We start from the raw sequence: 25,227 nt of genomic DNA on the forward strand, positions 1-25,227 counted from the left end.
GAGACCGGGAATTGTCGGGGGTCTATGGGAGACTGTCGGGTCCTCCCGGCAGCACCACAACGCCCAGCACGCCTGGGCCCGTGTGCGCGCCGATCACCGCGCCCACCTCCGAGATCACGCATCCCGTCGAGCCGGGCAGGCGTTCGTCCAGGCGGGTCGCCAGTTCAGCGGCCCGTTCCGGAGCTGCCAGGTGGTGCACGGCAAGACCGACGGGGCCGTCGCCCGCCGCGGCCGCCGCCAGGTCGACCAGACGGCCCACGGCACGGCTCATCGTGCGCACCTTCTCCAACGGCACGATCCGGCCGTCGTCCATGTGCAGCAACGGCTTCACAGCCAGCGCGGTCCCCACCAGCGCCGCCGCCGTACCGATCCGGCCGCCCCGGCGCAGGTGCTCCAGCGTCTCCAGGCAGAAGAACATCCGGGTCTGCTGAGCGGCGGACGTGGCGGCGTCCTCCACTTCGGTGTGTGAGCGTCCGGCCGCAACGGCCGCGCACGCGCGCAACACCGCGAACCCGAGCCCCATCCCCGTCGAGCGCGAGTCCACCACGCGAATGCGAGAAGGATCGATCTCCTCGGCCGCCAGCCGTGCCGCCTCCCACGTGCCGGACAGCTCGCGAGAGAGGTGCACGGACACGACCGCGTCCGACGACGACAGCACGTCCTGGTAGACAGCGGCCATCTCGCCAGGTGTGGGGCGAGACGTGGTCACCCGGCGGTGCTCGGCGAGGGCACCGGCGAGTTCGAAAGGACCGAAGTCGACGCCGTCGAGGCGTCCGGCACCGTCCACCGCGACGTGCAACGGCACCACGGTGATCGAATGGCGCTTCGCGAACCCCTCGGGCAGATATGCCGTGGAGTCGGTGACGATGGTGATGCGCACGAGCGACGAGCCTACGGGGCTCACTCCTCCGAGGGACTCAACGCCACGGACGAGATCACTGAGGCCATCGCCTCAGCCACCAGCTCGTGGCCCTCCCAGCCCCAATGCATCCCGTCCGGATTTCCGGCCCCGGACCGCACGTGTTCCCCGATCACAGTCGGCAGGTCCACCAACGGCACCTCCGCACCTGAGGCCCAGCCACGCACAGCGGCAACCGCAGCCGCGTGTCCGCCGTGCACGAACCCGTACGAAGGTGCCCGATGCACAGACGGCACGATCCCGACCGCCGGCATCGTGTACTGAAGATTGCGCACAGACTGCAACGAGTCGCGCAGGTATCGCGCTGTCAACGCAGGAGGCAGCGCCACACGCGCGTAGGGCGCCAACCGCGGTTGAGCCGCCGTGTAGCCCTTGCGCACCCACCGCCGTAGCCAGTCCGGCCGCACATAACGCAGCCCCTCACGCAGATACGTGGGCAACGGCGAGGGCAACGTGTCCATGCTGCCCACGGCGAACACCAGCACGTCCGTACGAGGCAGCAACGACCAGATCCGAGGGTCTCCGGTCAACGCCCACCAGGCGTCCCGGGCGGTCCACCCGAACCCGGCCGCCAGCTCCGCCGAACCACCCAACGAGGCAGCACAGAGGTTGTGCCACAGCCGCGGGTTGTCAGCGGGCAACGGCCCTTCCGGACCGAAGAACGACAGCGAGTCCCCGAGGACGAGCAGTCTCAACGCGTAGTGCCCGCGTTGTACGACGTCAGCCGCCACCGGTCGTTGCGCCGTGTGAACACGGTCCAGTGGCAGTTCGAGATGCCGCCGAGCTGCGACCAGCTCTGCACCGGCAGGTCGAGCAGCCGCCCGGTCAACGCGCTGATCAGGCCACCGTGCGCACACAACATGACGGTCCCGGAGAACTCCGCGTCCACCTCGCGCACGACCTCGATGGCCCGCTCGGCCACCTCGACCCGCGACTCGCCGTCCGGCGGCGTGTAGGTCGGATCGGTGCGCCACACGGTGACCGCACCGGGCCACTCCTGGTCGACCTCGGCCGTGGTCAGACCCTGCCACTTGCCGAGATGCGTCTCGCGCAGCCGTTCGTCGATCCGCAACGGGATGTCCGTCGACGACGTGAACACGCCGGCGGTGTTGCGCGCGCGTTGCAGGTCGGAGGCGACCACGATCTCCGGTTCGAACCCGGCGAGCACCGGTACGGCGAACCTGGCCTGGTTCAAGCCGGTCTCGGTGAGCGCCGAGTCGAGATGACCCTGCAGACGACCTGTCGCGTTGTAGTCGGTCTCACCGTGCCGCCACAGCACGAGCCGGCTCAGGGCCATCGCTACCTCATTCAGCCGTGGAGTCGGCGGGGACGTCCGCTTCGAACTCGATGCGCGGGCAGTCCTTCCACAACCGCTCCAGGCCGTAGAAGCTGCGCTCCTCGACGTGCTGCACGTGCACCACGACGTCGACGAAGTCCAGCAGCACCCACCGGCCCTCACGGGCTCCCTCGCGGCGCACCGGCTTCGTGCCGGCCTCCCGCAGCTTCTCCTCGATGTTGTCGACGATCGCGCCGACCTGCCGCTCGTTGGGAGCGGACGCGATCACGAACACGTCCGTGATCACGAGCTGGTCGGAGACGTCGAGCACCATCACGTCGTGCGCCTTCTTGTCGGCCGCTGCGTTCGCCGCGACCAGCGCCAGCCGTCGTGCCTCGTCGGTGGCTGCCACGTCACTCCTCTGACTTCCGGCGGGCGTCGATACGCCCACACGAGTTACTGAGGGTACCGGCGCGCGCCAACGGGTACTTCGCGTGCTTGCATGACGAAGGCCACCTCAGCGCCCTGAGGTGGCCTTCACCTGCGCCGAAGCTTAAAGCGGGCGGACCTGCTGGGCCTGCGGCCCCTTCTGGCCCTGACCGACCTCGAACTCGACCTTCTGGTTTTCCTCGAGCGAGCGGAAACCCTTGGACTGGATCTCCGAGTAGTGCACGAAGACGTCAGCCGAGCCGTCGTCGGGCGCGATGAAGCCGAAGCCCTTCTCGGCGTTGAACCACTTCACGGTGCCTGTAGCCAAAGTCTTGCCTTCCACGAACCAGCAACAACCCGATGATTGTTGCTCCCCGCGCCCACGGATGCACGCAAAATCCACTCGAACGTGGTTACGACTCGGAGTACAAGCCTGTTTTCGCGATGTACTGGACCACCCCGTCGGGGACGAGGTACCAAACCGGCTGACCGGATGCCGTCCTGTCGCGGCACCCGGTGGACGAGATGGCCATGGCCGGGACCTCGACGAGCGACACCACCCCTGGCGGCAGGTGATGATCATCAAGCGTGTAGCCCGGACGGGTGACCCCGATGAAGTGGGCCAGCTCGAACGCGTCCGCGGCGCGCTTCCAGGACAGGATCTGCTCCAGCGCGTCGGCGCCGGTGATGAAGAACAGGTCGGCGTCCGGGTACTGCTTCTTCAGGTCGGTGAGCGTGTCCACGGTGTAGGTGGGGCCGTCCCGGTCGATGTCGACGCGGCTGACCGAGAACCGCGGGTTCGACGCGGTGGCTATGACCGTCATCAGATAGCGGTCCTCCGCGGGTGAGACCTCCCGCGACGCCTTCTGCCAGGGCTGACCCGTCGGCACGAAGATCACGCGGTCCAGGTCGAACCTGGCCTGCACCTCGCTGGCGGCCACGAGGTGGCCGTGGTGGACGGGGTCGAACGTGCCACCCATGACGCCGATGCGCATCGAAACAGCGTAGACCGGCGTCGGGCCGCTCCCGTGGCCTGACGCCGGTCGTGCTGATCACACCGCACGGCCCAGGGGGAGGACGGGCCGTTCGGGTCGCGGCCCACCCCGAAGCAGAGCCGCGTACTGGAGGAACGCACGCGCGCGTCCCCCGTGACGCGGTTCCGTGAAGATTTTTCTCACCAGGCGACGACGAGCTTCAAAGGTCCCCTGACCAGCGATCCCTTGCGGAACTCGACGGGTTCCGCCAGCCGCAGACCCGGCATCCGGCGCAGCAACGTCCCCAGCGCGACCTGCAGCTCCATTCGCGCGAGCTGCGAGCCGAGGCAGAAGTGGATGCCGTGCCCGAACTGCAGGTGCTGGCCCACCTCGCGGTCGAGGTCCAGCTCTGCGCTGTTCGGGTACACCGACTCGTCGTGGTTCGCCGACGACACGACCACCAGCACGGCGTCACCTTCCTTCACCAGCGCATTTCCGACCTGGACGTCCTCGGTCGCGATGCGGGTGAAGCCGGCGCCGCTGCCCAGCGGGACGAACCGCAGCAGCTCCTCGATGGCGTTCGGCAGCGTCTCGGGGTGGTCCTGCAGCCGTTTCATGGCGTCCGGGTGCTCGAACAGCGTGACGACGCTGTTCGCGAGCATGTTCGCCGTCGTCTCGTGTCCCGCGACCAACAACGTGATGCCGAACCGCACGAGCTCGTCTTCACTCAGCCGGTCGTCGTTGTCACGGGCGGCGACGAGCGCGCCCATCAGATCGTCCGTGGGATGCGCACGGCGGTTCGCCACGAGTTCGGTGAAGTAGGCGAACAGCTTCAACATGCCGTTCATCGCCTCTTCAGGCGTGTAGCCACCAACGGTGGACAGCACCTGGTTCGACCACATGCGGAACTCGTCGCGGTCCTCGAACGGGACGCCGAGCAGCTCGCAGATGACCGTGATCGGGAACGGCATGGTGAAGCCCTCGACCAGGTCACCTGGGTTGTCCAGGCGGTCGAGCAGCTCGTCGGTGATCTGCTGGGCGCGCGGCCGCAGTTCCTCGATGCGGCGCACCGTGAACGCCTTGGACACCAGGCGGCGCATGCGCGAGTGGTCCTCGCCGTCGTGCGTGAGGATGGACCCGCCCGGTGCGATCAGGGGCTGCATCCTCGGCACGTCCTGCTCGACCGTTCGCGCTCGGCTGAACCTCGGGTCACCCAGGACGAACTTCGTCTCTTCGTAGGAAGTGACGAGCCAGCCCTCGCCGCCGTACGGGTACGTCACGCGCGTGACGGGCTCTTCACGCCGTAGACGTTCGTAGGTCGGATCGAGGGCCAGGCCGTCAGGTTCGGAGAACGGGTAGGTGGGAGCCATGTCTCCGAAGGTAGAGCTACGACTTCGGGCGCGTGTGACCTTCGCCCCAGACGACCCATTTAGAGGAAGTCAGCTCGGAAAGGCCCATCGGTCCGCGGGCGTGCAGCTTCTGCGTGGAGATGCCGATCTCCGCACCCATGCCGAACTCGGCACCGTCGGTGAACGCCGTGGAAGCGTTCACGAACACCGCCGCCGCGTCCACGCGCGTGGTGAACTTCCGCGCTGCCGCGACGTCGTTCGTCACGATGGCCTCGCTGTGGCCGGAGCCGTACGTCGCGATGTGCTTCACCGCTTCGTCGAGCGAGTCGACGACCTTCGCGGCGATGTCGAGGCTCTGGTACTCGGTGCCCCAGTCGTCGTCGGTCGCCTTTTCGACGTTCGGCTGCTGGGCGAACTGCTCGTCGCCGTGGATCGTCACGCTCTCCTGCTGCAGCGCCTTGGTGATGCGCGGGACGAACTCCGCTGCGATGTCCTTGTGCACCAAGAGGGACTCCGCTGCGTTGCACACGCTCGTGCGCCGCGTCTTGGCGTTGAGGACGATGGCCTCGGCCATGTCGAAGTCGGCGTGCGCGTCCACGTAGACGTGGCAGTTGCCGACGCCGGTCTCGATCGTGGGAACCGTCGCCTGCTCGACGACAGCGTTGATCAGACCCGCGCCACCGCGCGGAATGACCAGGTCGACGAGGCCGCGCGCGGTGATGAGGTGCGTGACGGACGCGCGGTCGTGGCACGGCAGCAGCTGCACGCAGTCGGCCGGCAGGTTCACGCTTTCGAGTGCATCTCGCAGGACGGCGACGAGCGTGGCGTTGGAGTGCTCGGCGGTCGACGAACCCCTGAGCAGCGCGGCGTTGCCCGACTTCAGGGCGAGACCGGCGGCGTCGACCGTGACGTTCGGGCGGGCCTCGTAGACCATGCCGACGACGCCCATCGGGACGCGGACCTGCTTGAGCTCCAGGCCGTTCGGGAGGATGCCGCCGTTGAGCACCTGGCCGACCGGATCCGCCAGGCCCGCAACGGTTTCCAGGCCCTCGGCCACGCCCTCGATGCGGGCTTCGGTGAGCGCGAGGCGGTCCAGGATGTTCTCCGGAAGGCCGGCTGCCCTGCCCGCTTCGAGGTCCTTCTGGTTGGCCTCGATGATCTCTGGCGCGCGCTGGCGGAGCGCGGCGGCCATCTCGTGCAGCGCGGCGTCCTTGCGCTCACGGGTGGCGAGGACGAGTTCGTCGGCGGCGACGCGGGCGCGGCGGGCTGCGTCGTGCACCTGGTCGCGCAGGTCATCAGTCACGCCACACAGCTTACGACCTGCGACAATCACAATTGTCGTACCCGCCTGGCAAGCTTGCTCCCCATGGACGACATCGCGCTGCGGGAACTGGCCGAGGAACGGCTCCGGGCACTGGCTGGCCCGGAAGCGGTGCTGCGCGAGGACCAGTGGACGGCGATCCACACCCTCGTGGCTCAGCGCCGCCGTGCTCTTGTCGTCCAGCGCACGGGCTGGGGCAAGTCGGCCGTGTACTTCATCGCGACGGCGTTGCTGCGCCAGCTCGGTGAGGGCCCCACGGTCATCGTGTCGCCCCTGCTCGCGTTGATGCGCAACCAGGTCGACGCCGCGGCACGGGCAGGCGTGCACGCGGTGACGATCAACTCGGCGAACACCGACGAGTGGGACGCCGTGCAGGGGCAGGTCGCGGCCGGCGACGTGGACGTGCTCCTGGTCAGTCCGGAACGGCTGAACAACCCCGACTTCCGAGACGCGGTGCTGCCCTCGCTGACGGCGTCCGCGGGCATGCTCGTCGTCGACGAGGCGCACTGCATCTCGGACTGGGGCCACGACTTCCGCCCGGACTACCGCAGGCTGCGCACGTTGCTGACCGAACTGCCATCGGGCGTTCCGGTGCTGGCGACGACGGCGACGGCCAACGACAGGGTGGTCCACGACGTCACCGAGCAGCTGGGACTCGGCGCCGACGAGGGCACGCTGGTCCTGCGCGGCCCCCTCGACCGCGACAGCCTGCGGTTGCACGTCGCGCGGCTGCCGACCGCCGAGTCCCGCCTGGGCTGGCTCGCGGAGCAACTCGACCGGCTGCCGGGTTCCGGCATCATCTACACGCTCACGGTGGCGGCGGCGGACGACATCGCGGCGTTCCTGTCCTCACGCGGCTTCTCCGTGGCCGCGTACTCGGGCAAGACCGAACCCGCCGAACGCGAACGCGCCGAAGAAGACCTGCTGAACAACCGGGTCAAAGCGCTGGTCGCCACCTCCGCCCTGGGCATGGGTTTCGACAAGCCTGACCTGGGCTTCGTCGTGCACGTGGGCGCGCCTTCGTCCCCGATCGCCTACTACCAGCAGATCGGCCGTGCGGGCCGCGGCGTCGAACGCGCCGAGGTGATCCTGCTGCCGGGCCACGAGGACCGCGACATCTGGGCGTACTTCGCGTCCCTGGCGTTCCCGGCCGAGGTCGTGGTGCGCCAGGTGCTCTCCGCCCTCGACGGCGCGGGCAAACCGCTCTCGACGGCCGCCCTGGAACCGCTGGTCGAGCTCTCGCGCAGCAGGCTGGAGGTGGTGCTGAAGGTGCTCGACGTCGACGGCGCGGTCCGGCGGGTGCGCGGCGGCTGGGAGTCGACCGGCCGCCCGTGGGAGTACGACGGCGACCGGTACGCGCGCATCGCCGCGGCGCGCAAGGCCGAGCAACAGGTGATGATCGAGTACCAGAACACGTCGGCCTGCCGGATGAAGTTCCTGCAGGACCAACTCGACGATCCCACGGCCCACGACTGCGGCCGCTGCGACAACTGCACCGGCGACCGGCTCTCCGTCGAGGTGTCCGAGGTGGCGGCGAGCGCGGCCCGCGAACGCCTGCTGCGCCCCGGCCTGGACGTGGCCCCGCGCAAGATGTGGCCGACCGGCATGTCCGCGATCGGCGTCCAGCTCTCCGGCAAGATCCCACCGTCGGAGATCGCCGCGACCGGCCGGGCGCTCGGCCGCCTGACCGACATCGGCTGGGGCACCAGACTGCGCGACCTGCTGGCCGACGGCACCGACCGCGAAATCCCCGAGGACGTCTTCGCGGCCTGCGTGAAGGTGCTGACGGCATGGAACTGGGACGCCCGCCCGGTCGGCGTGGTGACCGTGGGCTCCCGCAGACGCCCAACCCTGGTGGGCAGCTTCGGCCACCAGATCGCCACCATCGGCCGCCTGCCGTTCCTCGGCACGGTGTGGCTGGGCGAGTCGACCCACCGTGCCAACAGCGCCCAACGCCTGGCCGGCCTCGTCCGCGCCGGCGAGGCACCCGACGTGTCCGGCGTGGACGGCCCGGTCCTGCTGGTCGACGACCACATCGACACCGGCTGGACGATGACCGTGGCGGCCCGCATGCTCAGGAAGGAGGGCGTGCCCGCAGTGCTGCCGTTCGCGCTGGCCGTGACCAACTGACCGTCACGCGCCCGGCCGGACAGCACGGCGCGCACCGCAGGGGTCGCGAGCCGGTCGGGGCACGGCCCTGACAGGTAGGGCCGCGTGGTGATGTGGCGATGCCCTGGTGGGCGACGCCGCCGGGGTGCGAGGGCGCGTCGCGGCCGATGCCGTGACGCGTGCGTCCGCGTGGCAATGCCGGGCTGGGCGAGACGCGGACGGGCACGTCGTGGCGTTGCCGCGATGGGTTCACCCTGGGGTGACGCCTCGATGGGCGAGACGCGGAGGGGCTGTCAGCGGAGCTGGCCGCGCCCGGCGAGACACGGAGGGGCGGGCAGCCAAGCGAGCCGCGCCCGGCAAGACGCGCATGGGCTGATAGCGGAGCTGGCTGCGCTCAGCGAGACGCGAATGGGCTGGCAGACGTGGTTGCCGCGCGGGGTAAACGCGGTGACTGCAGGAGCGCTCGTCGCGCTGCACGACACGCGGATGGGCTGACAAGAGCGCATGCCGCGATGGTCAACACGCGGATGGGGTTGGCAAGGGCGCATGCCGCGCTGGGATGGCAGGAGCGCATGCCGCGTTGGGTGAGAATCGGCTGGGTAGCGGTGACGCACCCACGCGTCGCGATTGGGGCTTTACCTTGAGGGGGCGGGATGCTTCCCTCGTGGGCTCGGCCGGGGCGCTTTCACCCCGGCTTTTGAGACCGATTCAGCATCCCGACAGAGGCTCGAGGTCAATCCCCAAACGCAATCGTCGCGAAGCGGCGATGCACTCCCACGTCCTCGGTAAGGCCCGCCCGACCACCCGAGCAAGGTGACGACCCGCATACCAGGCGACCACCCTGCTGGAACACGACCCCTCGCACGCAAACCGACCCGCACGGCGCCAACGCCACCACCCCGCAAAGCGATCCGACGCACGGCACGCGACCCCTCCGCTGGAACGCGACCAGCCCCACGCAAGGCGACCACCCCGCTGGAACGCGACCAGCCCACGCCAGCCGACCCGCACGGTGCCAACGCGCCGCACCCAACTTGAAAACCCCAGACCACCAGCGAGAAACTCCGCGCATGGTGATGCCAACCGCCCCTCGCACCCGCAAGTCCTGGCTGCGGATGTTCCTCATGGGGCTGGCCCTCTGGGTAGCAACAGTCGCGATCACGTACCTCACCGAAAACGCCAACCTGATCCCCACGATCGTGCTCCTGGGCAGCTTCCTGGTCCCGGCGACGTTCGTGGTCTGGGCGTTCGAGCACGGCCACTCCGGTGAGGTGACCGGCGAGATCGTGTTCCGGACGTTCGCGGTCGGCGGCGTTCTCGGTGTCCTCGGCGCGTCGTTGCTGGAGACCTATCTGCTTCACCCGTCACCGTGGCTGTTCGTGGGGGTCGGGCTGATCGAGGAGGCGGTCAAGCTGGCCGCGCTGGCTCTGTTGACCCGGCATCTGACGCACAAGTCCACAAGGGACGGTCTGGTGCTCGGCGCCGGCGTCGGGTTCGGGTTCGCGGCGTTCGAGTCGGCCGGGTATGCGCTCACGGCCACGTTGACCGAGAACGGGCTGTCGTTGATGGACCTGGTGACCACGGAGTTGTTGCGCGGGCTGCTTGCGCCGTTCGGGCACGGGTTGTGGACGGCGATTCTTGGTGGGGTGTTGTTTTCGCGCAGTGTTCGCGAGCACTTCATGCTCACCCGGCGGCTGCTTTGGGCTTATCTCGGGGTGTCGTTGTTGCATGCGTTGTGGGATTCGATGAACAGCATCGCTGTCGTCATCACCGTTGTGGTGACCGGCGAGCCGTGGCAGGAGCACGCGGAATTGTTCACCGTCTTCACGTGGCTCGGGCTGGCGCTGATCTCGATGACGGGCTTGGTCTGGCTGAGGCGCCTGGTGCGGGCGTCGCGCCGGGAGTTCGCGCCGGTGCGCGGGTATGCCCTGCGCACCGACGCGCGGTGGTGGCCGGCTGGTCGGCCGCCACAGTGAGGCGGGGTGTTCAGCGAGGGCGGAGCAGGCCTGCCTGCGACTGGATGGTGTGGGTGGCGGCGTTCAGGTCGTGTGGTTCGGCGATCGTGGTGTTGTCCTCGTAGGTGACGCCTTCTGGGACGTCGTTGCTTCCCAACGGGTCGGCGTCCCAGAGGTTGGCTCGGTAGACGACGTTCTCCAGTGGCGGCGTGACGTGCAGGATGGCCGTGTTGTCGGAGCGCATGACGACGTTGTTCTCGACGGTCACCCAGGAGGCGCCGTAGTCGGTGTAAAGGCCGAAGTTGTAGGGGGTGTGGGTGTCCTTGATGACGTTGCCGCGGATGAGCGCGCCGTTGTCGGGGCCGTCGCCTTGGGGGCTGGACAGGTAGATGCCGCCTCCGTCGGCCAGGGTCTTCATGGTGTCCGTGACGAGGTTGTGCAGGATGCGGGTGCCGCGTGAAGGTCCGCCGACGATGCCGCAGTGCGGGACGTCCGCGACGTGGTTGCGGGTCACGGTGCAGTCTTGGGCGCCGCTGATCGCTATGCCGGGGGAACCGGAGTAGTCCAGACCGATGTGGTGGACGAGGTTGTCCTCGATCAGCACGTCCGTGCTGCCGGTGACCGTGATGCCGGAGGCCGCGAGGGTGTCGAAGTCGCAGCCGCGCACGGTGAGGTTCGCGCTCTTGGTGAGCCCGAGTCCGGTGGCGCCCAGCCGGGTGAAACGGCAGCTTTCGAAGCGCACGTCCGTGCTGTCGTCGACGCGGACGGAGGCGGGGATCACGGACGTCTCCGTGGGGACGGTCACCCACGACTGGCCCTCCACGATGGTGACCGTCTCGACCGGGCCGCCCAGGTAGTAGTCGCCGCCGTGGTAGTGCAGGAAACCTTCGGCGCTGGGGCGCAGCCAGGTGGCGTCGGCGAAGACCAGGCCGCGGAACACGGCGCCGGTGACACCGGTGATGCGCAGCAACGTCTCCAGCACGGGGGCGATCACCAGGGTTTGGTCGGGATTTTCGCCGGGGCGTGGCAGGTAGCGCAGGACGTGGTGGCGGGGGTGGGAGCGCTCCAGGACGAAGGTGCCGGGGTCGGTGAGGAAGGCGGGGTCGTTCTCCAGCCGAGTGGGGATGCCCAGGCCTCCGGGCGAGGTTTGCCATTCCCAGGCGTAGTTGTACAGGTCACGGGCGCGGGCGAAAGTGGGCTGCGCCATGGTGATGACCGTGGAGCCGTTGGCGGTGTCAGCAGAGGCCACCGCGCAGCGGGCCTCGGTCCACGGGTACACGCCCCGGTAGACGAACTCCACGTCGGCCGGACTGTGCCAGTCGAGCGTGACGTCCGTGACGTAACCTGTCTCGGTGCTGGTCACGGTGCCTGAGAGCGCGTCAATGGCCGCACGCTCGGCCCTGCGGCCGTCGACATGAAGCTGGCGAGTGTCCAACTCGCCCACATCGGCCAGCCAGGCACCGTCGTGCACATGCCAGCCGGTGATGCATCGGCCGCCGCTGACGACGGCCTCCTCCTGTTCGGCGGTCCCGTACCCGTAAGCCTGGAAGACGACGTTTCCCGTGCTGACTTCGAGGGTTTCGGCAAGGACGTGCCGGCCGGCTCTCAGCTGAACGACGACTGTGCCGGTGGCCTCCTGTGCGGCCTGCACTGCCCGGCTGAGCGTGGCGAACGGCTGGCGCTCGGTACCCGGCCAGAAGTCGTCACCATCCGGATCGACGAAGAACTCTGGCATGGAGTCACCCTTTCTTCGTGTTTATGGCGTACACAAGATATAACACCATAGACGAGCGGAGTGGTGATGAAGGACGACAGGGCGGAGGACCCCGATCACGGGGTGGAGTTGCTGTGGCGGGAGCGTGAGCAGGAGCCGCGACCGGGATTGAGCCTGGACAGGATCGTGCGCGCCGCCATCGAACTGGCCGACGCCGACGGCCTGGACGGGCTGTCGATGCGCAAGGTCGCCGAACGGCTCGGCTTCACCACCATGTCGCTCTACCGCCACGTGCCCGGACGCGCTCAGCTCATCGACCTCATGCTCGACGCCGCGATCGGCGAGGCCGCACCTCCAGCCGCCACCGAAGACGGCTGGAGGGCGCGACTGGAGTCGTGCGCCCGCCGCGGCTGGGAACTGCGCAAGCGTCACCCCTGGATGGCCGAGGTGCGCGGCAGCCGCCACCTGCCCGGCCCCAACGGCGTCGCCGCCTACGACCACATGCTGAGCACGGTCGCGGACACAGGCCTCTCCCCCGCGCAAGTGATCGCCGCGGTCAACCTGGTCGGCAGCTTCGTCGACGCCGAGGCCCTGACGCTGGTGGAGACCGCACGACAGGAACGGCACAGCGGGGTGAGCGAGCAGGAGTGGTGGGGCGCCCGCGACACGCTCTATCAACGACTCGACCGCTACCCCACGATCACCGCCCTGTGGGAAACAGGCGGCTACGACGAACCGGAGAACTCGTTCGAGTTCGGGTTGGCCCGCGTGCTCGACGGCATCGAGATGCTCATCGCAACTAAACGTGATGAAAGTTGTGATGAAACCTGCCCGGTGTGCGGAAGGCCGATGACGCAACCCGCCTCCGGCAGGCCGCGTGTCTACTGCTCACGCGCCTGCCAACAGCGCGCCTACCGGAAGCGAATCAACGGGTGACGACCGGTCGCGGTGTGGCACTGTCTTGGCCATGATTCCGGACGTCGTGCGGTTCCGGCAGGCAGATCTCCTCGGCGCCCTGCACCGGAGGTTCGGGCCCGTGGTGCGGATGGGGCCGTACACCTACCTGCTCGGACCGGAGGCGAATCGGTTCGTGTTCGCCAACTCCGAACTGTTCGAGGTGGAGCGGGCGTTCCAGGTCCTGGTGCCGGTGGACGGGCCCACCTCGTTGATCGTCAGCGACGGCGAGGACCACAAACGACGGCGCCGGCACGTCCAGCCCGCGTTGGCGCACCGGCAGATCGTGAACCACGTGCCGGTCATGCGAGCCAACGCCGAGGCCACGCTCGACGCCTGGAGGCCGGGCGAGACGGTGGACGTCTACCAGGAGTTCCGGCGGGCCATCCGGCGCAGCACGATCCACGCGTTGTTCGGCGAGAAGCTGGCTCAGGACGCGGAGTTCTTCGGCGCGCACCTGCAGGTGTTGATCAACCTGATCGACCGCAACCCGGCGGTGGTCACGTTGCTGCGAAAGACAAAGGCACCGGCTTGGCGCAACGCGATGAGAGCGCGCAGAGCCGTTGACGCGCGTGTCTACAAGGCGATCGAAGAAACGCGTCAGGGCAACACGGCTGGGGACGTGCTCACCTCTCTTGTGCAAAGCGACGGGCTGAGCGACCTCGAAGTGCGCGACCAGGTCGTCACACTGATCGCCGCGGGCTACGAAACGACCAGTGGCGCGATGGCGTGGGCGGTGTTCAACCTGTTGCGGCACAACGGGGTTTGGGAGCGTGCAAAAGAGGACGATGACTACCTCGCCAACGTCGTCAACGAGACGCTACGGCTGTATCCGCCCGCGGTGGTTTCGGCACGGGTGGCGGCGCAGCCGTTCGAGTTCGCCGGCAAGAAGATCAAGGAAGGCACGTTCCTGCTGTACAGCCCTTACGTTACGCATCGACTGGCCGAGGTGTGGCCGGATCCGCTGCGGTTCGATCCGGATCGGTGGGAGCACAAGCCGGCGCCGCACGAGTTCCTGCCGTTCGGTGGCGGACCGCACCGGTGCATCGGAGCCGGACTCGCGACGACGGAGTTGACCGTGATGCTGAAAGCGTTGCTGCAGCGGCCGAAACCCGAACTGCTCGCCCAGCGCCTCACACCTACCAGCGTCGCCGCGATGCGGCCGAAGCACGGCCTCAGAATCCGAGCAGGAGGATGACCGTCGAGCCGAGGCACGCGACGGCACGCACGTGGTTCCAGAGCGTCCACTTGCGCAGGTACTCGGGCCAGTAGGCGTCGTCGGTGCGTTCGAGGCGGTTGTTCATCGGCACGTTGACGAACATCGTGAGCACGAAACAACCGACGATGTAGAGCAGTCCGCCCACGATCCTGCCCGTGAAGACCTCGATGCCGCACAGCACGACGTTGCCGGAGAACACCAGCAGGAACAGCGGGTTCTGGATGCGGACGTTGATCCGGCGCATCGCCCCGCGGGCGTACTCGGCCGGCAGATCGGCGAGACCCGGCATGACGGCGGTGGAGAAAGCGAAGAACACGCCGGCCATCAGGCCGGACACAGCGACTGCGATCAGCGTGATTATCCCCATGGCGTAACTGTGACCTGCGGACGCCGGACCCTCAATGACATTTCATCGCGCACGCTTGCTCATTCGTCCAAACTGGGTACATGACGGACGCGTTGGGCGAGGCACTGCACCTGTTGAGGATGTCCGGCACGTTCTACTGCCGGAACGAGCTCACCGAGCCGTGGGGCCTGACGATGCCCGACATGACCGACTGCCTGTGGTTCCACGTCCTCACCAGCGGCCGTTGCGACATCGAGGTCGACGGCGAGATCACGCGGCTCGAACCCGGCGACGTGCTGCTCGTGCCCGGCGGGCAAGGCCACCGGCTCTTCCACGGCGAGACGGAATCGCCGGTCGTCACGACGCTGCCGCACGAGTTCGAGACGGACAACTACGCGATCCTGCGACACGGTGGCGGCGGTGCCGTGACGCACCTCGTGTGTGGTGCGATCCGCTTCGACCACCCGGCGGCGAAGCACCTCATCAACGTGTTGCCGAACGTGCTGTACGTGCGGCACGCCGACGACATGCGCGCCACCATCGATCTGATGGCCGCCGAGGCCCGCAAACTGCGTCCCGGCGGCGAAGCGGTCATCACCAGGCTCGCGGACGTGTTGGTGATCCAGACGATCCGCTCGTGGCTCGCCAACGACCCGGCGGCGCGCACCGGCTGGTTGGGTGCGTTGCAGGACCAGCAGATCGGGCAGGCACTGGCGTTGATCCACCGCGACCCCGCACAACCGTGGACCGTTGAACGCCTCGCGCACCAAACAGCGATGTCGCGGTCGGCGTTCGCGGCACGCTTCACGGATCTGGTCGGCGAACCGGCGATGCGATACGTCACGCGGTGGCGCATGCACGTCGCGATGAACCGCCTCAAAGACCGCGACACCACGGTCAGCGAGATCGCACGCGGCCTCGGTTACGAGTCGGAGGCCGCGTTCAGCCGCGCGTTCAAACGGATCGTCGGGGTCTCCCCCGGTCAGGCGCGGGTGGGCTGAAGCAGGTCCCAGCGGTTGCCGTAGAGGTCCTCGAACACGGCCACGCGGCCGTAGACCTCGTCGCGGGGCGTCTCCAGGAAGCGCACGCCGAACGCCGTCATCCGGGCGTGGTCGCGATCGAAGTCGTCGGTGTTGAGGAAGAACCCGACGCGGCCACCGGTCTGGTCACCGACCCGTGCCTTCTCCTCCTCCGAGGAGGCCTGTGCCAACAACAAAGACGCCCCGCCACCTGCGGAAACCACAACCCAGCGCTTGCCCTCCTGAGGCAAGTCCTCCAGCAACGTGAACCCGAGACCGTCCACGTAGAAGCGGATCGCCTCGTCGTAGTCGCGGACAACCAAGGTCACCAAACCCATAGATCGCACGCCACTGAGTGTGTCAGGGTGCGTTCATGGCGGTTACATCGGAGACGCATCGACTGCCCGTACGCACGCTCGTCGCCTCAAGCGCGGGCAACGCGGTCGAGTGGTTCGACTGGGGTATTTACACCGCGTTCAGCATCTACTTCGCGACGCAGATCTTCCCCGCCGGCAACGAAACCGCGGCGCTGCTGAGCACGTTCGCCACGTTCGCACTCGCCTTCTTCTTCCGCCCGCTCGGCGGTTACCTGCTCGGCCGGTTCGCAGACCTCAAGGGCCGCCGGACCGCGATGCTGCTGACGATCGTGCTGATGTCCGGCGGTTCGGTCGCGATCGGACTGCTGCCGACGTTCGAGCAGGTCGGCTGGCTCTCCCCGGTGCTGCTGGTGCTCGCCCGCATCGCGCAGGGCATGGCGCTCGGCGGCGAGGTGTCGAACGCGTCGGCGTACCTCGCCGAGATCGCGCCCGCCGACCACCGCGGCCGCTACTCGTCGTTCTTCTACATCTCGACCGGTGCGGCGGTGCTGATCGCGTCGCTGCTCGGGTTCTTCCTGTCCCGCAACCTCGACAAGGCGGCGATGGCCTCCTACGGCTGGCGCGTGCCGTTCCTGATCGGCGGCGTGCTCGGCCTGATCGGGTTGTGGCTGCGGAGGGAACTGAAGGAGACCGAGCAGTTCGAGGAGAACAAGGCGAAGGCCGAGAGCCTGCGCAACCCGTTGCTGATGACGCTCAAGGAACACCCGAAGGCCGTCGGACAGCTCATCGGCATCACGCTGCTGTCGACACTGAGCTTCTACACGTTCTTCTCGGCGCTGACGCCGTTCGCGGTGAAGACCAAGGGCGCCAACGACATCGACGTGTTCCTCGCGTTGTCGATCGGCACGGTGGGGTTCATCGCGCTGCAGTACCCGATGGGATGGATGGCCGACCGCTACGGCCGCAAACCGCAGATGCTCGTGTGGTCGGCCGCGATGGCACTGCTGGTCGTGCCACTGTCCACCCTGGTCAAACCCGGCCTGGCGAACCTCGTGATCGTGTTCTGCGTCGGGCTCGGCCTGTACACGGCGCTCACGTCGATCGCGCCCGCGATCATGAGCGAGCTGTTTCCGACCGAACTGCGCGGACTCGGCATCGGCGCTTGGTACAACCTCACGGTCGCGCTGTTCGGCGGGACCGCGCCGCTGGTCATCCAGGCCGTCGGCGGCACGGTCTTCTTCTGGTACGTCACGGTGGCCGCGGTGATCACGTTCCTGGTGGTCCTCACACTTCCGGAGACAAAGGGTGTTCCGTTGAGCTGAGGCAGAACTCGTTGCCTTCGGGGTCGGCCAGCACGAACCAGACGCCGTCGCGGCTCACCACCGACGCACCCAAGCCGACGAGCCGCGCCACCTCGGCCTCGACGTCGTCGCACCAGAGGTCGACGTGCATGCGGTTCTTGACGGTCTTCGGCTCCGGCACTCGGTTGAAGAAGAACCGAGGCGACCCGTTCAGCAACACCGACGGGTCGTCCTCCGGGTCGTCGATCCCCATGGCGCGCAACCGGGTCAGCTCCGGTTCGTCGTACGGCGCGAGCACGTGGTCGTCGAGCGCCTGCGCCCAGAACCGGGCGAGCGACGCGGGATGGGCGCAGTCGATGACGACATCGTGCATCCGGGCCATGCGGCCGAGATTAGCGGTGCAGCGGCACCAGGTCATCGGCGTGCACGACCTCGCGGCGCTGTTCCTCCGGTAGGTCGTGGCTCTTGCGGCCGATCAACGACGGCAGCTCCGCCGAGTCGTAGCCGACCACGCCGCGGGCCACGACCTCGCCCGCCAGACTGACGAGCTCCACGACGTCGCCTGCCTCGAAGTCGCCGTCCACGCCCGTGATTCCGGCCGCCAGCAACGACCTGCGCCGGCCGACCACCGCGGCGACCGCGCCGTCGTCGAGGTGCAGGCGGCCGTTCGCGTCGGTGGCGTAGCCGAGCCAGAAGCGGCGCGCGGTGAGGCGTGAGCCCGTGGCGGCGAAGGCGGTGCCGACGTCGGCGGTCGAGAGTGCGCGCTGTGCTTCGGCGGCTCCGGTCAGCAGCACCGGGATGCCCGCGGACGAAGCCAGCCGGGCGGCCGCCAGTTTCGAGGCCATGCCGCCGGTGCCCAACCCCGAAGCGCCAACGGTGCCGGCCTTCACACCGTCCACATCGGACGCCGAGGCGACCTCCGAGATGCGGACCGCGCCGGGTTTGCGCGGGTCCCCGGAGTAGAGGGCGTCCACGTCGGACAGCAGGAACAACGCGTCGGCGCCGACCAGGTGCGCCACCAGGGCAGCGAGCCGGTCGTTGTCGCCGAAGCGGATTTCCTCGGTGGCCACGGTGTCGTTCTCGTTCACGACCGGGACCGCGCCCAAGGCCAGCAAACGCGAGAACGTGCGCTGAGCGTTGCGGTAATGGGCGCGGCGCACCACGTCGTCGGCCGTCAGCAGAACCTGGCCGACGGTCAGGGAGTAGCGGCCGAACGAGTTCGCGTAAGCGTGCGCCAACGTCAGCTGTCCGACGCTCGCCGCGGCCTGCTGGGTGGCGAGGTCGCGCGGGCGCCGGGACAGCCTCAACGGCGCCAGGCCCGCGGCGATCGCGCCGGACGAGACCAGCACGACCTGGCTGCCGGCGGCGCACCGCGCGGCCAGGGCGTCGACCAGCGCGTCGAGACGCGCCGGGTCGAGGCCGCCCTCGGCCGTCGTCAGAGAAGAAGAACCGACCTTCACCACGATGCGGTTCGCCGAGGCGATCGCGTTGCGAGCTTGTGAGACCACGGGGGCCGTCACGGGATTTACTCCTCGTCGAAGTCGTCGCCGTAGTCACCGGGCGCGCGGCGGGCCTTCTTCAGGGCCTTGCGCTCGTGGGCGCCGATGCGGTCGTTGCGCTCGAGACGGGCGTCCGTGCCACGTCCGGTCATCGTCATCGCGATACCGGCCGGCGTGGTCGGCTCCCAGTCGAACACCAGGTCGCCGATGGTGACCTGACAGCCGGGAACGGCGCCCATCTTCACGAGCTTGTCCTCGACACCCAGCCTGCTCAGGCGGTCCGCGAGGTAACCGACGGCTTCGTCGTTGGAGAAGTCGGTCTGGCGGATCCAGCGCTCGGGGCGGTCGCCCTTGACGATGAAGCCACCCTCGACCGAGGGGTCCTCGGTCACGGTGAACCCTTCGTCGTCCACGGCGGTCGGCCGCAGCACGATGCGGGTCGATTCCTTCTTCGGCTGGGCGGCGCGGTACTCGCGCACCACCTCGGCGAGCTTGAAGGACAGTTCGCGCAGTCCCTCGCGGGACACCGTCGACACCTCGAACACCGGCAGGCCGCGGGCCTCGATCTCCGGGCGGACGATGTCGGCCAGGTCCTTGGCGTCCGGGATGTCGATCTTGTTCAGGATCACCACGCGCGGCCGGTCGGCCAGGTTGCCGCCGAGCGACGGGGTGTACTGCGCCAGCTCGTTCTCCAGCGCGTCGATGTCCGCGATCGGGTCGCGGCCGGGCTCGTAGGTCGCGCAGTCGACGACGTGGGCGAGCACGGCGGTGCGCTCGATGTGGCGCAGGAAGTCGAGGCCGAGGCCCTTGCCCTGCGACGCGCCGGGGATCAGGCCGGGGACGTCAGCCATCGTGAAGATGGTCTCGCCCGCGGTGATCACGCCGAGGTTCGGCACCAGCGTGGTGAACGGGTAGTCGGCGATCTTCGGCTTCGCGGCGGAGAGCACCGAGATCAGCGACGACTTGCCGGCCGACGGGAACCCGAGCAGGCCGACGTCCGCGACGGACTTGAGCTCCAGCACCAGGTCCCGCGTCTCGCCCGGCTCACCGAGCAACGCGAAACCGGGGGCCTTGCGAGCCTTGGACGCGAGCGAGGCGTTGCCGAGGCCACCACGGCCACCGGCGGCGGCGATGAGCTGGGTGCCCTCGCCGACGAGGTCCGCGACGATCTCGCCGTCCTCGGTCAGCACGACGGTGCCGTCCGGGACGCGCAGGATCAGGTCCTCGCCGTTCGCGCCGTCGCGGTTCGCACCCGCGCCCGCCTTGCCGCTGGTGGCGGAGGCGTGCGGGCGGAAGTGGAAGTCCAGCAGGGTGTGCACCTGCGAGTCGACGACGAGCACGACGTTGCCGCCGCTGCCGCCGTTGCCGCCGTCCGGGCCGCCCAGCGGCTTGAACTTCTCGCGGTGCACGGAAGCGCAGCCGTTGCCCCCGTTGCCGGCGGCAGCGTGGATCACCACCCGGTCAACAAAACGAGCCACGGAACTACTTCCTCTCAAAAGTCTTGAACAAGCAACGAGGGGCGGTGCCGGAAGACCGGTCCCGCCCCTCGCTGAGGTCTAGCTACGTCGCGGAACGGTCTCTCAGACCGCAACCGGGACGATGTTGACGGTCTTGCGACCGCGCTTCGTACCGAACTCCACCGCACCCGGCAGCAGGGCGAACAACGTGTCGTCCTTGCCGATGCCGACGCCGACGCCGGGGTGGAACTTGGTGCCGCGCTGGCGGATCAGGATCTCGCCGGCCTTGACGACCTGACCGCCGAACCGCTTCACACCCAGGTACTGGGGGTTGGAGTCACGGCCGTTGCGGGAACTGGACGCACCCTTTTTGTGTGCCATGAGAAGTCAGGTCCTCACTTACCGGTGATGCCGGTGACCTCGACGCGGGTCAACTTCTGACGGTGACCCTGACGCTTGTGGTAGCCGGTCTTGTTCTTGAACTTGTGGATGCGAATCTTCGGGCCCTTGGTGTGCTCGACCAGCTTGCCGGTAACCGAGAACTTCGCCAGGGCGGCCGCGTCAGCGGTGACGTCAGTGCCGTCGACCACGAGCAGCGCCTGGAGGGAGATTTCGGTGCCCGGCTCGCCCTCGAGCTTCTCGACCTCGACGATGTCGCCGACAGCGACCTTGTACTGCTTGCCGCCGGTCTTGACGATCGCGTACATCAGGACGGAAGTCTCCTGCTACTCGATGGTGACGGGCCATGCGCCAACCCGTCTGCGAATAATCAACAGAGGGGGCACACGACAGGACCCGTCGGATGGCGGGCCGTCGACAAGGTTACGGGAGTGGGTACAGCACAAGCAAACTGGGGTGCCCCGAGGACGTTTCCGCTGGCTGTGCCGTCTCTCACAAAGCAAAACCGGGGCCGCTCGGAAGCGACCCCGGTCTCACCTCTTGCTCGCGATCAGCCCTCGTTGACCGGCGGTCCCGCGGGCCGCGACACGGCGCGGCGCCTGCGGGTGGTGGTGACCACCGGTGCGGGCATCTGGACCTCGGGCTGCTTCGGCACCTCGACCGTCACCGCGGCGGGCACCTCGTGCGCGACCGGTGCACCGGCGGCGCGCTTGGCGGCACGACGGCGCGGACGAGCCGCAGGAGCCTCGGCGACGGGAGCGGCGGGCTCCTCGGTCACCTCGGCCGTCTCCACGACCGCGACGGCCTCAGCGGCGATCTCGGCCACCTCAGCGGCTTCCTCCGCGACCTCGGCGGACTCCTCCTCGACCACCTCGGCCAGGGTCACCGGCTCGACGAGCTCCGCGGCGGTTTCGTCGACGACCTCGGCGGCAGGCTCCTCCGCCGAGATCTCGACCGCGGCGGGCTCGACGACCGGCTCGACCTCGATCGGGGCCGGGTCCTCCGCGACCTCATGCGGCACGTGACCGTTGAGCGCCTGCTCCTCGACCACAACCGCGTCGACGGTCGCCTGCGGCTCCTTGTCGCGACCACGACGACGGCGACGGCGGCGGCCGTGAGCCTCGTGCTCCTGGTCCGCGGCGACCGCGTCCTCGGAGGTGTCCTCGGGCTCACCCGGCTCCGCCACGACCGGCTCGACGACCTCGGGCTCGGCCTCGACCACCTCGGCCGCCTGCTCGCCGCCACCCTTGTTGCGGCGCGACTTGCGGCCACCGCCCTGCGGCTGTTGCTGCTGCTGGCCACCACCGTTGCCACCGCCGTGCGAGTGCACGGGCTCGGTGGACACGACGACGCCACGGCCGCGGCAGTGCTCACACGTCTGGCTGAACGCCTCCAGCAGGCCGGTGCCGACCCGCTTGCGGGTCATCTGCACGAGACCCAGCGAGGTGACCTCGGCGACCTGGTGACGCGTGCGGTCGCGGCCCAGGCACTCGGTCAGGCGGCGCAGCACCAGGTCGCGGTTCGACTCCAGGACCATGTCGATGAAGTCGATGACGATGATGCCGCCGATGTCGCGCAGCCGGAGCTGGCGGACGATCTCCTCGGCGGACTCCAGGTTGTTCCTGGTGACCGTCTCTTCGAGGTTTCCGCCCGATCCGGTGAACTTGCCGGTGTTGACGTCGATGACCGTCATCGCCTCGGTGCGGTCGATGATCAGGTAACCACCCGACGGCAGCCAGACCTTGCGGTCGAGCGCCTTCATCAGCTGCTCGTCGATGCGGTACTCGACGAACGCGTCGTTGTTGCCGACGTGCTTCTTCAGGCGGTCCTGCAGGTCCGGCGCCACGTGACGGACGTACCCGTCGATCACGTCCCACGCCTCGTCGCCCTGGACGACGAGGTGGGCGAAGTCCTCGGTGAACAGGTCGCGGACGACCTTCACCAGCAGGTCCGGCTCCTCGTAGAGCAGCGTCGGCGCCTTGGTGGAGGTGCTGTCCGACTTCTCCTTGATGACCTTCCACTGCGCCTGCAGACGCGTGACGTCGCGGCCCAGCTCCTCCTCGGAGATGCCCTCCGAGGCGGTACGAATGATCACGCCGGCGTCCTCGGGGACGACCCTCTTCAGGATGTCCTTGAGGCGCTTGCGCTCGTTGTCCGGCAGCTTGCGGCTGATGCCGGTGGCACCGCCGCCCGGCACGTAGACCAGGAAGCGGCCGGGGAGGCTGATCTGGGTGGTCAGGCGGGCGCCCTTGTGGCCGACCGGGTCCTTGGTGACCTGGACGAGCACCGAGTCGCCGCTCGACAACGCCTGCTCGATCTTGCGGGACTTGCCCTCGAGACCGGCGGCGTCCCAGTCGACCTCACCGGCGTACAGCACGGCGTTGCGGCCGCGGCCGATGTCGATGAACGCGGCCTCCATGCTCGGCAGCACGTTCTGCACGCGGCCGAGGTACACGTTGCCCACGATCGAGCCGCTGCCCGACGACGTGACGAAGTGCTCGACCAGCACGCCGTCCTCGAGGACGCCGATCTGGGTGCGGTCGCCGCGCTCGCGGACGACCATCGTGCGGGCCACGGCCTCGCGGCGGGCCAGGAACTCGGCCTCGGTCAGCACCGGGGCACGGCGGCGGCCGGCCTCGCGACCGTCACGGCGGCGCTGGCGCTTGGCCTCCAGGCGCGTCGAGCCGCGGATGCTGCGCACCTCGCTCTGCGCGGCCTCGGAGTCGGCCTTGTCGTCGCGCGCGTCGCGGGACTCGCGGACGTGCACGACCGTGTTCGGCGGGTCGTCCTCGGACGACACGTCGTCCTCGGTGCCGGTCTTGCGACGGCGGCGCCGGCGGCGGCGACGGGTCGAGCCCTCGTCACCCTCGTCGTCGGCTTCCTCGGCCTCGGCCTCCGCACCCTCGGCGGGAGCCTCGGCGTCCTCGGCCGGGGTCTCGTCGGTCTCCTCGGAGTCCGACTCGGCGTCGGTGCCCTTGCCGCGGCCACGGCCACGACGGCCACGACGGCGGCGACGACGGCCTTCGCCCTCGTCGTCACCATCGGTCTCGGTCTCGGTCTCGGCTTCGGCGGCGTCGAGCTCGTCCGCGGCGATCTCGCCGATCGACTTCTCGTCCTCGGCTGCGGGCTCCTCGACGACGAACGGCGACGCCGCCGCCTTGGGCCGCTCGATCGGCTGCGGCGGCATGAACACCGCTGTCGGGGCCGCGAAGAGCGGCGCGAGCGCCGGCGCCTCGAACGCGGGGACCGCCGGGGCCTCGTAGTCCTCGGTGACCTCACCGGTGACGACGTCGTCCCAGTCCACCAGCGTCTCGGCGACCTTGAGCGCGACGTCGCGGCTGACGCTCGACTGCGCACTGCGGGCGACCTCACCGAGGTCGGCCAGCGCCGTCATCACGTCCTTGCTGCTGACGTCCAGCAGCTTCGCCAGTGCGTGGACCCGCAGCTTCTCCGGCAGGTCCGCCAGTTCAGGGCGTGCGGCAACCACGCCCTGCCCGCCGGTGACACCGGCAGGCTTGTCCTTGTTCGACATGCAGCTCCTCCACCCCCGGGCGCGTCCCGTGAGGACGCGGCCGCGCAGGGGCCTCTCTTGTCTCTCTCCACCGCTGCTCGCGGCGGGAATCCTTGCCTCGCGCGCAGCGGCGTGGCGCCTCACTGGGCGCACGCTTGCGCAGGTCCCACGACGACGCTGCTGTCAGCGCCGCTCCTCCTGTTTGCGTCGCAGCTGAGCGTTCCGGCGCTCCTGCGTCAGGACTCCTTGTCCTGTTGGAGCGGGTCCACCAGCGTGCCCTCGCCGTCCAGCCGTCCCTGCGCCATCCGGGTTGCTCTCGCAGGTACCGGCGGCACGAGATCGGCCACGACGCGAAGCGCATTCAGCACGTCGTCGGGTCGGACGGTAGGCGTTACCTGCCGAACGACCGTCATGAGTATCCCACACGGTTGTGACAATGCGGTCTTATCGTGTCCGGCGTCGCTCGAACGTGGTTCGACCAGCGCCGACACGACGGCGGGCCGCACGTCGAGGGTCTTCGTCCCGTTCTTGGTGAGGCGGTCGACCTCGACGACCTCGGCCGCCAGGAAGGCGCTCACCGCCTCGGCGAGCTTCTCGGGTTCGACCCCGTCGAGCTCGATCCGCCACTCGCTCGCGTCGATGCGCTCGGTGAGGTTGCCACCGTGCGCCTGCACGACCTCGATCACGTCGATGCCCGGCGGCAGGGCCTCGTCCAGCGCGATCTTCAGCGCCTCCGGGTCGACCCGTTCGACCACCGACACCTCGACGTACTCCGCCTCGCTGGCGACGCCGGTCGGCGCGGCGCCGACCCACGACACCTTCGGGTGAGGGCTGAAGCCCTGCGAGTACGCCATGGGTACGCCGGCCCTGCGCAGCGCGCGCTCGAACGTCCGAGCGATGTCGCGGTGCGAAGTGAAACGCAACCTCCCCCGCTTGGTGTAGCGGAGGCGCAGTTTCTGCACGGCCGCGGCCGACGGGTTGTTGGGCAGATGGCGGCTCAGTGGTGCTCCCATGGGTGTTCCGACGGGTGAGCGATCCCATCGGCGCAGGCTGTTCGTACGGAAGGACGGTACCGTGAACCCGATTCAGAACGTTCAGCTTGTCTAGATCGTTGCGCGTGGCTACGGTCCGGCTGTCTGGACGCCTTGCCAACCTGGAG

Annotated in this window: 24 protein-coding genes; 6 read left to right on the forward strand and 18 right to left on the reverse strand. The window is 68.7% G+C overall.

Annotated features, from left to right (window positions below):
- Positions 1-22 precede the first annotated feature (22 nt).
- The 8 genes from G7043_RS19015 to G7043_RS19050 all read right to left on the reverse strand — a co-directional run bounded on the left by G7043_RS19015 (position 23) and on the right by G7043_RS19050 (position 6,250).
- Complete coding sequence (locus tag G7043_RS19015; RefSeq protein WP_166047172.1) at positions 23-880, reverse strand: DegV family protein; 858 nt, start codon at positions 878-880, stop codon at positions 23-25.
- Between the two features lie 20 nt (positions 881-900).
- Positions 901-1,614 carry a diglucosylglycerate octanoyltransferase gene (gene octT, locus G7043_RS19020; RefSeq protein ID WP_166047174.1) on the reverse strand — a complete coding sequence of 238 codons (714 nt, stop codon included), beginning with the start codon at positions 1,612-1,614 and terminating at the stop codon, positions 901-903.
- Entirely contained in the window at positions 1,611-2,216 is a 606-nt protein-coding gene (locus tag G7043_RS19025; protein ID WP_166047176.1) for a histidine phosphatase family protein, read from the reverse strand. The genes octT and G7043_RS19025 overlap by 4 nt, the downstream gene beginning before the upstream one ends.
- 7 nt (positions 2,217-2,223) lie before the next feature.
- On the reverse strand, positions 2,224-2,607 hold the full coding sequence (gene rsfS / locus G7043_RS19030; RefSeq protein ID WP_166047178.1) for a ribosome silencing factor: 384 nt from the start codon (positions 2,605-2,607) through the stop codon (positions 2,224-2,226).
- 141 nt (positions 2,608-2,748) lie between these two features.
- Positions 2,749-2,952, reverse strand: a complete 204-nt coding sequence (gene cspE, locus G7043_RS19035; protein ID WP_030468099.1) for a transcription antiterminator/RNA stability regulator CspE — start codon at positions 2,950-2,952, stop codon at positions 2,749-2,751.
- Positions 2,953-3,037: 85 nt separating this feature from the next.
- The gene (gene nadD / locus G7043_RS19040) at positions 3,038-3,619 is read right to left on the reverse strand and encodes a nicotinate-nucleotide adenylyltransferase (protein ID WP_166047180.1); all 582 of its coding nucleotides are present in this window, start codon (positions 3,617-3,619) and stop codon (positions 3,038-3,040) included.
- A 179-nt stretch (positions 3,620-3,798) separates the two neighbouring features.
- The gene (locus G7043_RS19045; protein WP_166047182.1) at positions 3,799-4,968 is read right to left on the reverse strand and encodes a cytochrome P450; all 1,170 of its coding nucleotides are present in this window, start codon (positions 4,966-4,968) and stop codon (positions 3,799-3,801) included.
- A 16-nt stretch (positions 4,969-4,984) separates the two neighbouring features.
- Complete coding sequence (locus G7043_RS19050) at positions 4,985-6,250, reverse strand: glutamate-5-semialdehyde dehydrogenase (protein ID WP_313887964.1); 1,266 nt, start codon at positions 6,248-6,250, stop codon at positions 4,985-4,987.
- Between the two features lie 63 nt (positions 6,251-6,313).
- On the opposite strand from G7043_RS19050, the gene G7043_RS19055 reads away from it, so the two are divergent.
- The gene (locus tag G7043_RS19055; protein ID WP_166047186.1) at positions 6,314-8,398 is read left to right on the forward strand and encodes a RecQ family ATP-dependent DNA helicase; all 2,085 of its coding nucleotides are present in this window, start codon (positions 6,314-6,316) and stop codon (positions 8,396-8,398) included.
- 1,049 nt (positions 8,399-9,447) lie between these two features.
- Positions 9,448-10,353: a PrsW family intramembrane metalloprotease gene (locus G7043_RS19060; RefSeq protein WP_166047188.1), complete on the forward strand. Its 906-nt coding sequence runs from the start codon at positions 9,448-9,450 to the stop codon at positions 10,351-10,353.
- Positions 10,354-10,363: 10 nt separating this feature from the next.
- Here the strand turns inward: G7043_RS19060 and G7043_RS19065 are convergent, their stop codons facing one another.
- Positions 10,364-12,067, reverse strand: coding sequence for a right-handed parallel beta-helix repeat-containing protein (locus G7043_RS19065; protein WP_166047190.1), 1,704 nt, complete (start codon positions 12,065-12,067; stop codon positions 10,364-10,366).
- A 66-nt stretch (positions 12,068-12,133) separates the two neighbouring features.
- On the opposite strand from G7043_RS19065, the gene G7043_RS19070 reads away from it, so the two are divergent.
- Both G7043_RS19070 and G7043_RS19075 read left to right on the forward strand, forming a co-directional pair.
- Entirely contained in the window at positions 12,134-12,982 is an 849-nt protein-coding gene (locus tag G7043_RS19070) for a TetR/AcrR family transcriptional regulator (protein ID WP_166047192.1), read from the forward strand.
- Between the two features lie 31 nt (positions 12,983-13,013).
- Complete coding sequence (locus G7043_RS19075; RefSeq protein WP_166047194.1) at positions 13,014-14,198, forward strand: cytochrome P450; 1,185 nt, start codon at positions 13,014-13,016, stop codon at positions 14,196-14,198.
- On the opposite strand, the gene G7043_RS19080 is transcribed toward G7043_RS19075, so the two are convergent.
- Positions 14,176-14,586, reverse strand: a complete 411-nt coding sequence (locus tag G7043_RS19080; protein WP_166047196.1) for an anthrone oxygenase family protein — start codon at positions 14,584-14,586, stop codon at positions 14,176-14,178. The genes G7043_RS19075 and G7043_RS19080 overlap by 23 nt on opposite strands.
- 80 nt (positions 14,587-14,666) lie before the next feature.
- Between G7043_RS19080 and G7043_RS19085 the strand changes: the two genes are divergently transcribed.
- Positions 14,667-15,566, forward strand: a complete 900-nt coding sequence (locus G7043_RS19085) for an AraC family transcriptional regulator (RefSeq protein ID WP_166047198.1) — start codon at positions 14,667-14,669, stop codon at positions 15,564-15,566.
- Here the strand turns inward: G7043_RS19085 and G7043_RS19090 are convergent.
- Complete coding sequence (locus tag G7043_RS19090; protein WP_207311412.1) at positions 15,548-15,922, reverse strand: VOC family protein; 375 nt, start codon at positions 15,920-15,922, stop codon at positions 15,548-15,550. The genes G7043_RS19085 and G7043_RS19090 overlap by 19 nt on opposite strands.
- Positions 15,923-15,957: 35 nt before the next feature.
- Here G7043_RS19090 and G7043_RS19095 point away from each other — a divergent pair, with 35 nt between their 5' ends.
- Positions 15,958-17,223: an MFS transporter gene (locus G7043_RS19095; protein WP_166047201.1), complete on the forward strand. Its 1,266-nt coding sequence runs from the start codon at positions 15,958-15,960 to the stop codon at positions 17,221-17,223.
- On the opposite strand, the gene G7043_RS19100 is transcribed toward G7043_RS19095, so the two are convergent.
- The 7 genes from G7043_RS19100 to G7043_RS19130 all read right to left on the reverse strand — a co-directional run bounded on the left by G7043_RS19100 (position 17,186) and on the right by G7043_RS19130 (position 25,081).
- On the reverse strand, positions 17,186-17,584 hold the full coding sequence (locus tag G7043_RS19100) for a VOC family protein (RefSeq protein WP_166047203.1): 399 nt from the start codon (positions 17,582-17,584) through the stop codon (positions 17,186-17,188). The genes G7043_RS19095 and G7043_RS19100 overlap by 38 nt on opposite strands.
- A 10-nt stretch (positions 17,585-17,594) precedes the next feature.
- Positions 17,595-18,722: a glutamate 5-kinase gene (gene proB / locus G7043_RS19105; protein WP_166047204.1), complete on the reverse strand. Its 1,128-nt coding sequence runs from the start codon at positions 18,720-18,722 to the stop codon at positions 17,595-17,597.
- A gap of 5 nt (positions 18,723-18,727) precedes the next feature.
- Complete coding sequence (obgE, locus tag G7043_RS19110) at positions 18,728-20,179, reverse strand: GTPase ObgE (RefSeq protein WP_166047206.1); 1,452 nt, start codon at positions 20,177-20,179, stop codon at positions 18,728-18,730.
- Between the two features lie 102 nt (positions 20,180-20,281).
- Positions 20,282-20,539, reverse strand: a complete 258-nt coding sequence (gene rpmA, locus G7043_RS19115; RefSeq protein ID WP_053735607.1) for a 50S ribosomal protein L27 — start codon at positions 20,537-20,539, stop codon at positions 20,282-20,284.
- 14 nt (positions 20,540-20,553) lie between these two features.
- Positions 20,554-20,865, reverse strand: coding sequence for a 50S ribosomal protein L21 (gene rplU, locus G7043_RS19120; protein WP_030479431.1), 312 nt, complete (start codon positions 20,863-20,865; stop codon positions 20,554-20,556).
- Between the two features lie 242 nt (positions 20,866-21,107).
- Positions 21,108-24,089, reverse strand: a complete 2,982-nt coding sequence (locus tag G7043_RS19125; protein WP_166047208.1) for a translation initiation factor IF-2 N-terminal domain-containing protein — start codon at positions 24,087-24,089, stop codon at positions 21,108-21,110.
- A 215-nt stretch (positions 24,090-24,304) separates the two neighbouring features.
- Positions 24,305-25,081: a TIGR03936 family radical SAM-associated protein gene (locus tag G7043_RS19130; RefSeq protein ID WP_207311414.1), complete on the reverse strand. Its 777-nt coding sequence runs from the start codon at positions 25,079-25,081 to the stop codon at positions 24,305-24,307.
- Positions 25,082-25,227: the final 146 nt, after the last annotated feature.

Origin of the sequence: Lentzea alba, from assembly GCF_011067745.1 — a bacterium.
In the GTDB taxonomy this organism is placed as follows: Bacteria; Actinomycetota; Actinomycetes; order Mycobacteriales; family Pseudonocardiaceae; genus Lentzea; species Lentzea alba.

What these genes read in the sequence shown, in the direction of transcription:
- G7043_RS19070 (WP_166047192.1), top strand. Translation starts at nt 12,134, where the DNA reads ATGAAGGACGACAGGGCGGAGGACCCCGATCACGGGGTGGAGTTGCTG.
- G7043_RS19085 (WP_166047198.1), top strand. Translation starts at nt 14,667, where the DNA reads ATGACGGACGCGTTGGGCGAGGCACTGCACCTGTTGAGGATGTCCGGC.
- G7043_RS19095 (WP_166047201.1), top strand. Translation starts at nt 15,958, where the DNA reads ATGGCGGTTACATCGGAGACGCATCGACTGCCCGTACGCACGCTCGTC.
- G7043_RS19080 (WP_166047196.1), bottom strand. Translation starts at nt 14,586, where the DNA reads ATGGGGATAATCACGCTGATCGCAGTCGCTGTGTCCGGCCTGATGGCC.
- G7043_RS19055 (WP_166047186.1), top strand. Translation starts at nt 6,314, where the DNA reads ATGGACGACATCGCGCTGCGGGAACTGGCCGAGGAACGGCTCCGGGCA.
- G7043_RS19090 (WP_207311412.1), bottom strand. Translation starts at nt 15,922, where the DNA reads ATGGGTTTGGTGACCTTGGTTGTCCGCGACTACGACGAGGCGATCCGC.
- nadD (WP_166047180.1), bottom strand. Translation starts at nt 3,619, where the DNA reads ATGCGCATCGGCGTCATGGGTGGCACGTTCGACCCCGTCCACCACGGC.
- G7043_RS19045 (WP_166047182.1), bottom strand. Translation starts at nt 4,968, where the DNA reads ATGGCTCCCACCTACCCGTTCTCCGAACCTGACGGCCTGGCCCTCGAT.
- G7043_RS19065 (WP_166047190.1), bottom strand. Translation starts at nt 12,067, where the DNA reads ATGCCAGAGTTCTTCGTCGATCCGGATGGTGACGACTTCTGGCCGGGT.
- G7043_RS19130 (WP_207311414.1), bottom strand. Translation starts at nt 25,081, where the DNA reads ATGGGAGCACCACTGAGCCGCCATCTGCCCAACAACCCGTCGGCCGCG.
- G7043_RS19075 (WP_166047194.1), top strand. Translation starts at nt 13,014, where the DNA reads ATGATTCCGGACGTCGTGCGGTTCCGGCAGGCAGATCTCCTCGGCGCC.
- G7043_RS19125 (WP_166047208.1), bottom strand. Translation starts at nt 24,089, where the DNA reads ATGTCGAACAAGGACAAGCCTGCCGGTGTCACCGGCGGGCAGGGCGTG.
- G7043_RS19060 (WP_166047188.1), top strand. Translation starts at nt 9,448, where the DNA reads ATGGTGATGCCAACCGCCCCTCGCACCCGCAAGTCCTGGCTGCGGATG.
- rplU (WP_030479431.1), bottom strand. Translation starts at nt 20,865, where the DNA reads ATGTACGCGATCGTCAAGACCGGCGGCAAGCAGTACAAGGTCGCTGTC.
- G7043_RS19100 (WP_166047203.1), bottom strand. Translation starts at nt 17,584, where the DNA reads ATGGCCCGGATGCACGATGTCGTCATCGACTGCGCCCATCCCGCGTCG.
- G7043_RS19025 (WP_166047176.1), bottom strand. Translation starts at nt 2,216, where the DNA reads ATGGCCCTGAGCCGGCTCGTGCTGTGGCGGCACGGTGAGACCGACTAC.
- rpmA (WP_053735607.1), bottom strand. Translation starts at nt 20,539, where the DNA reads ATGGCACACAAAAAGGGTGCGTCCAGTTCCCGCAACGGCCGTGACTCC.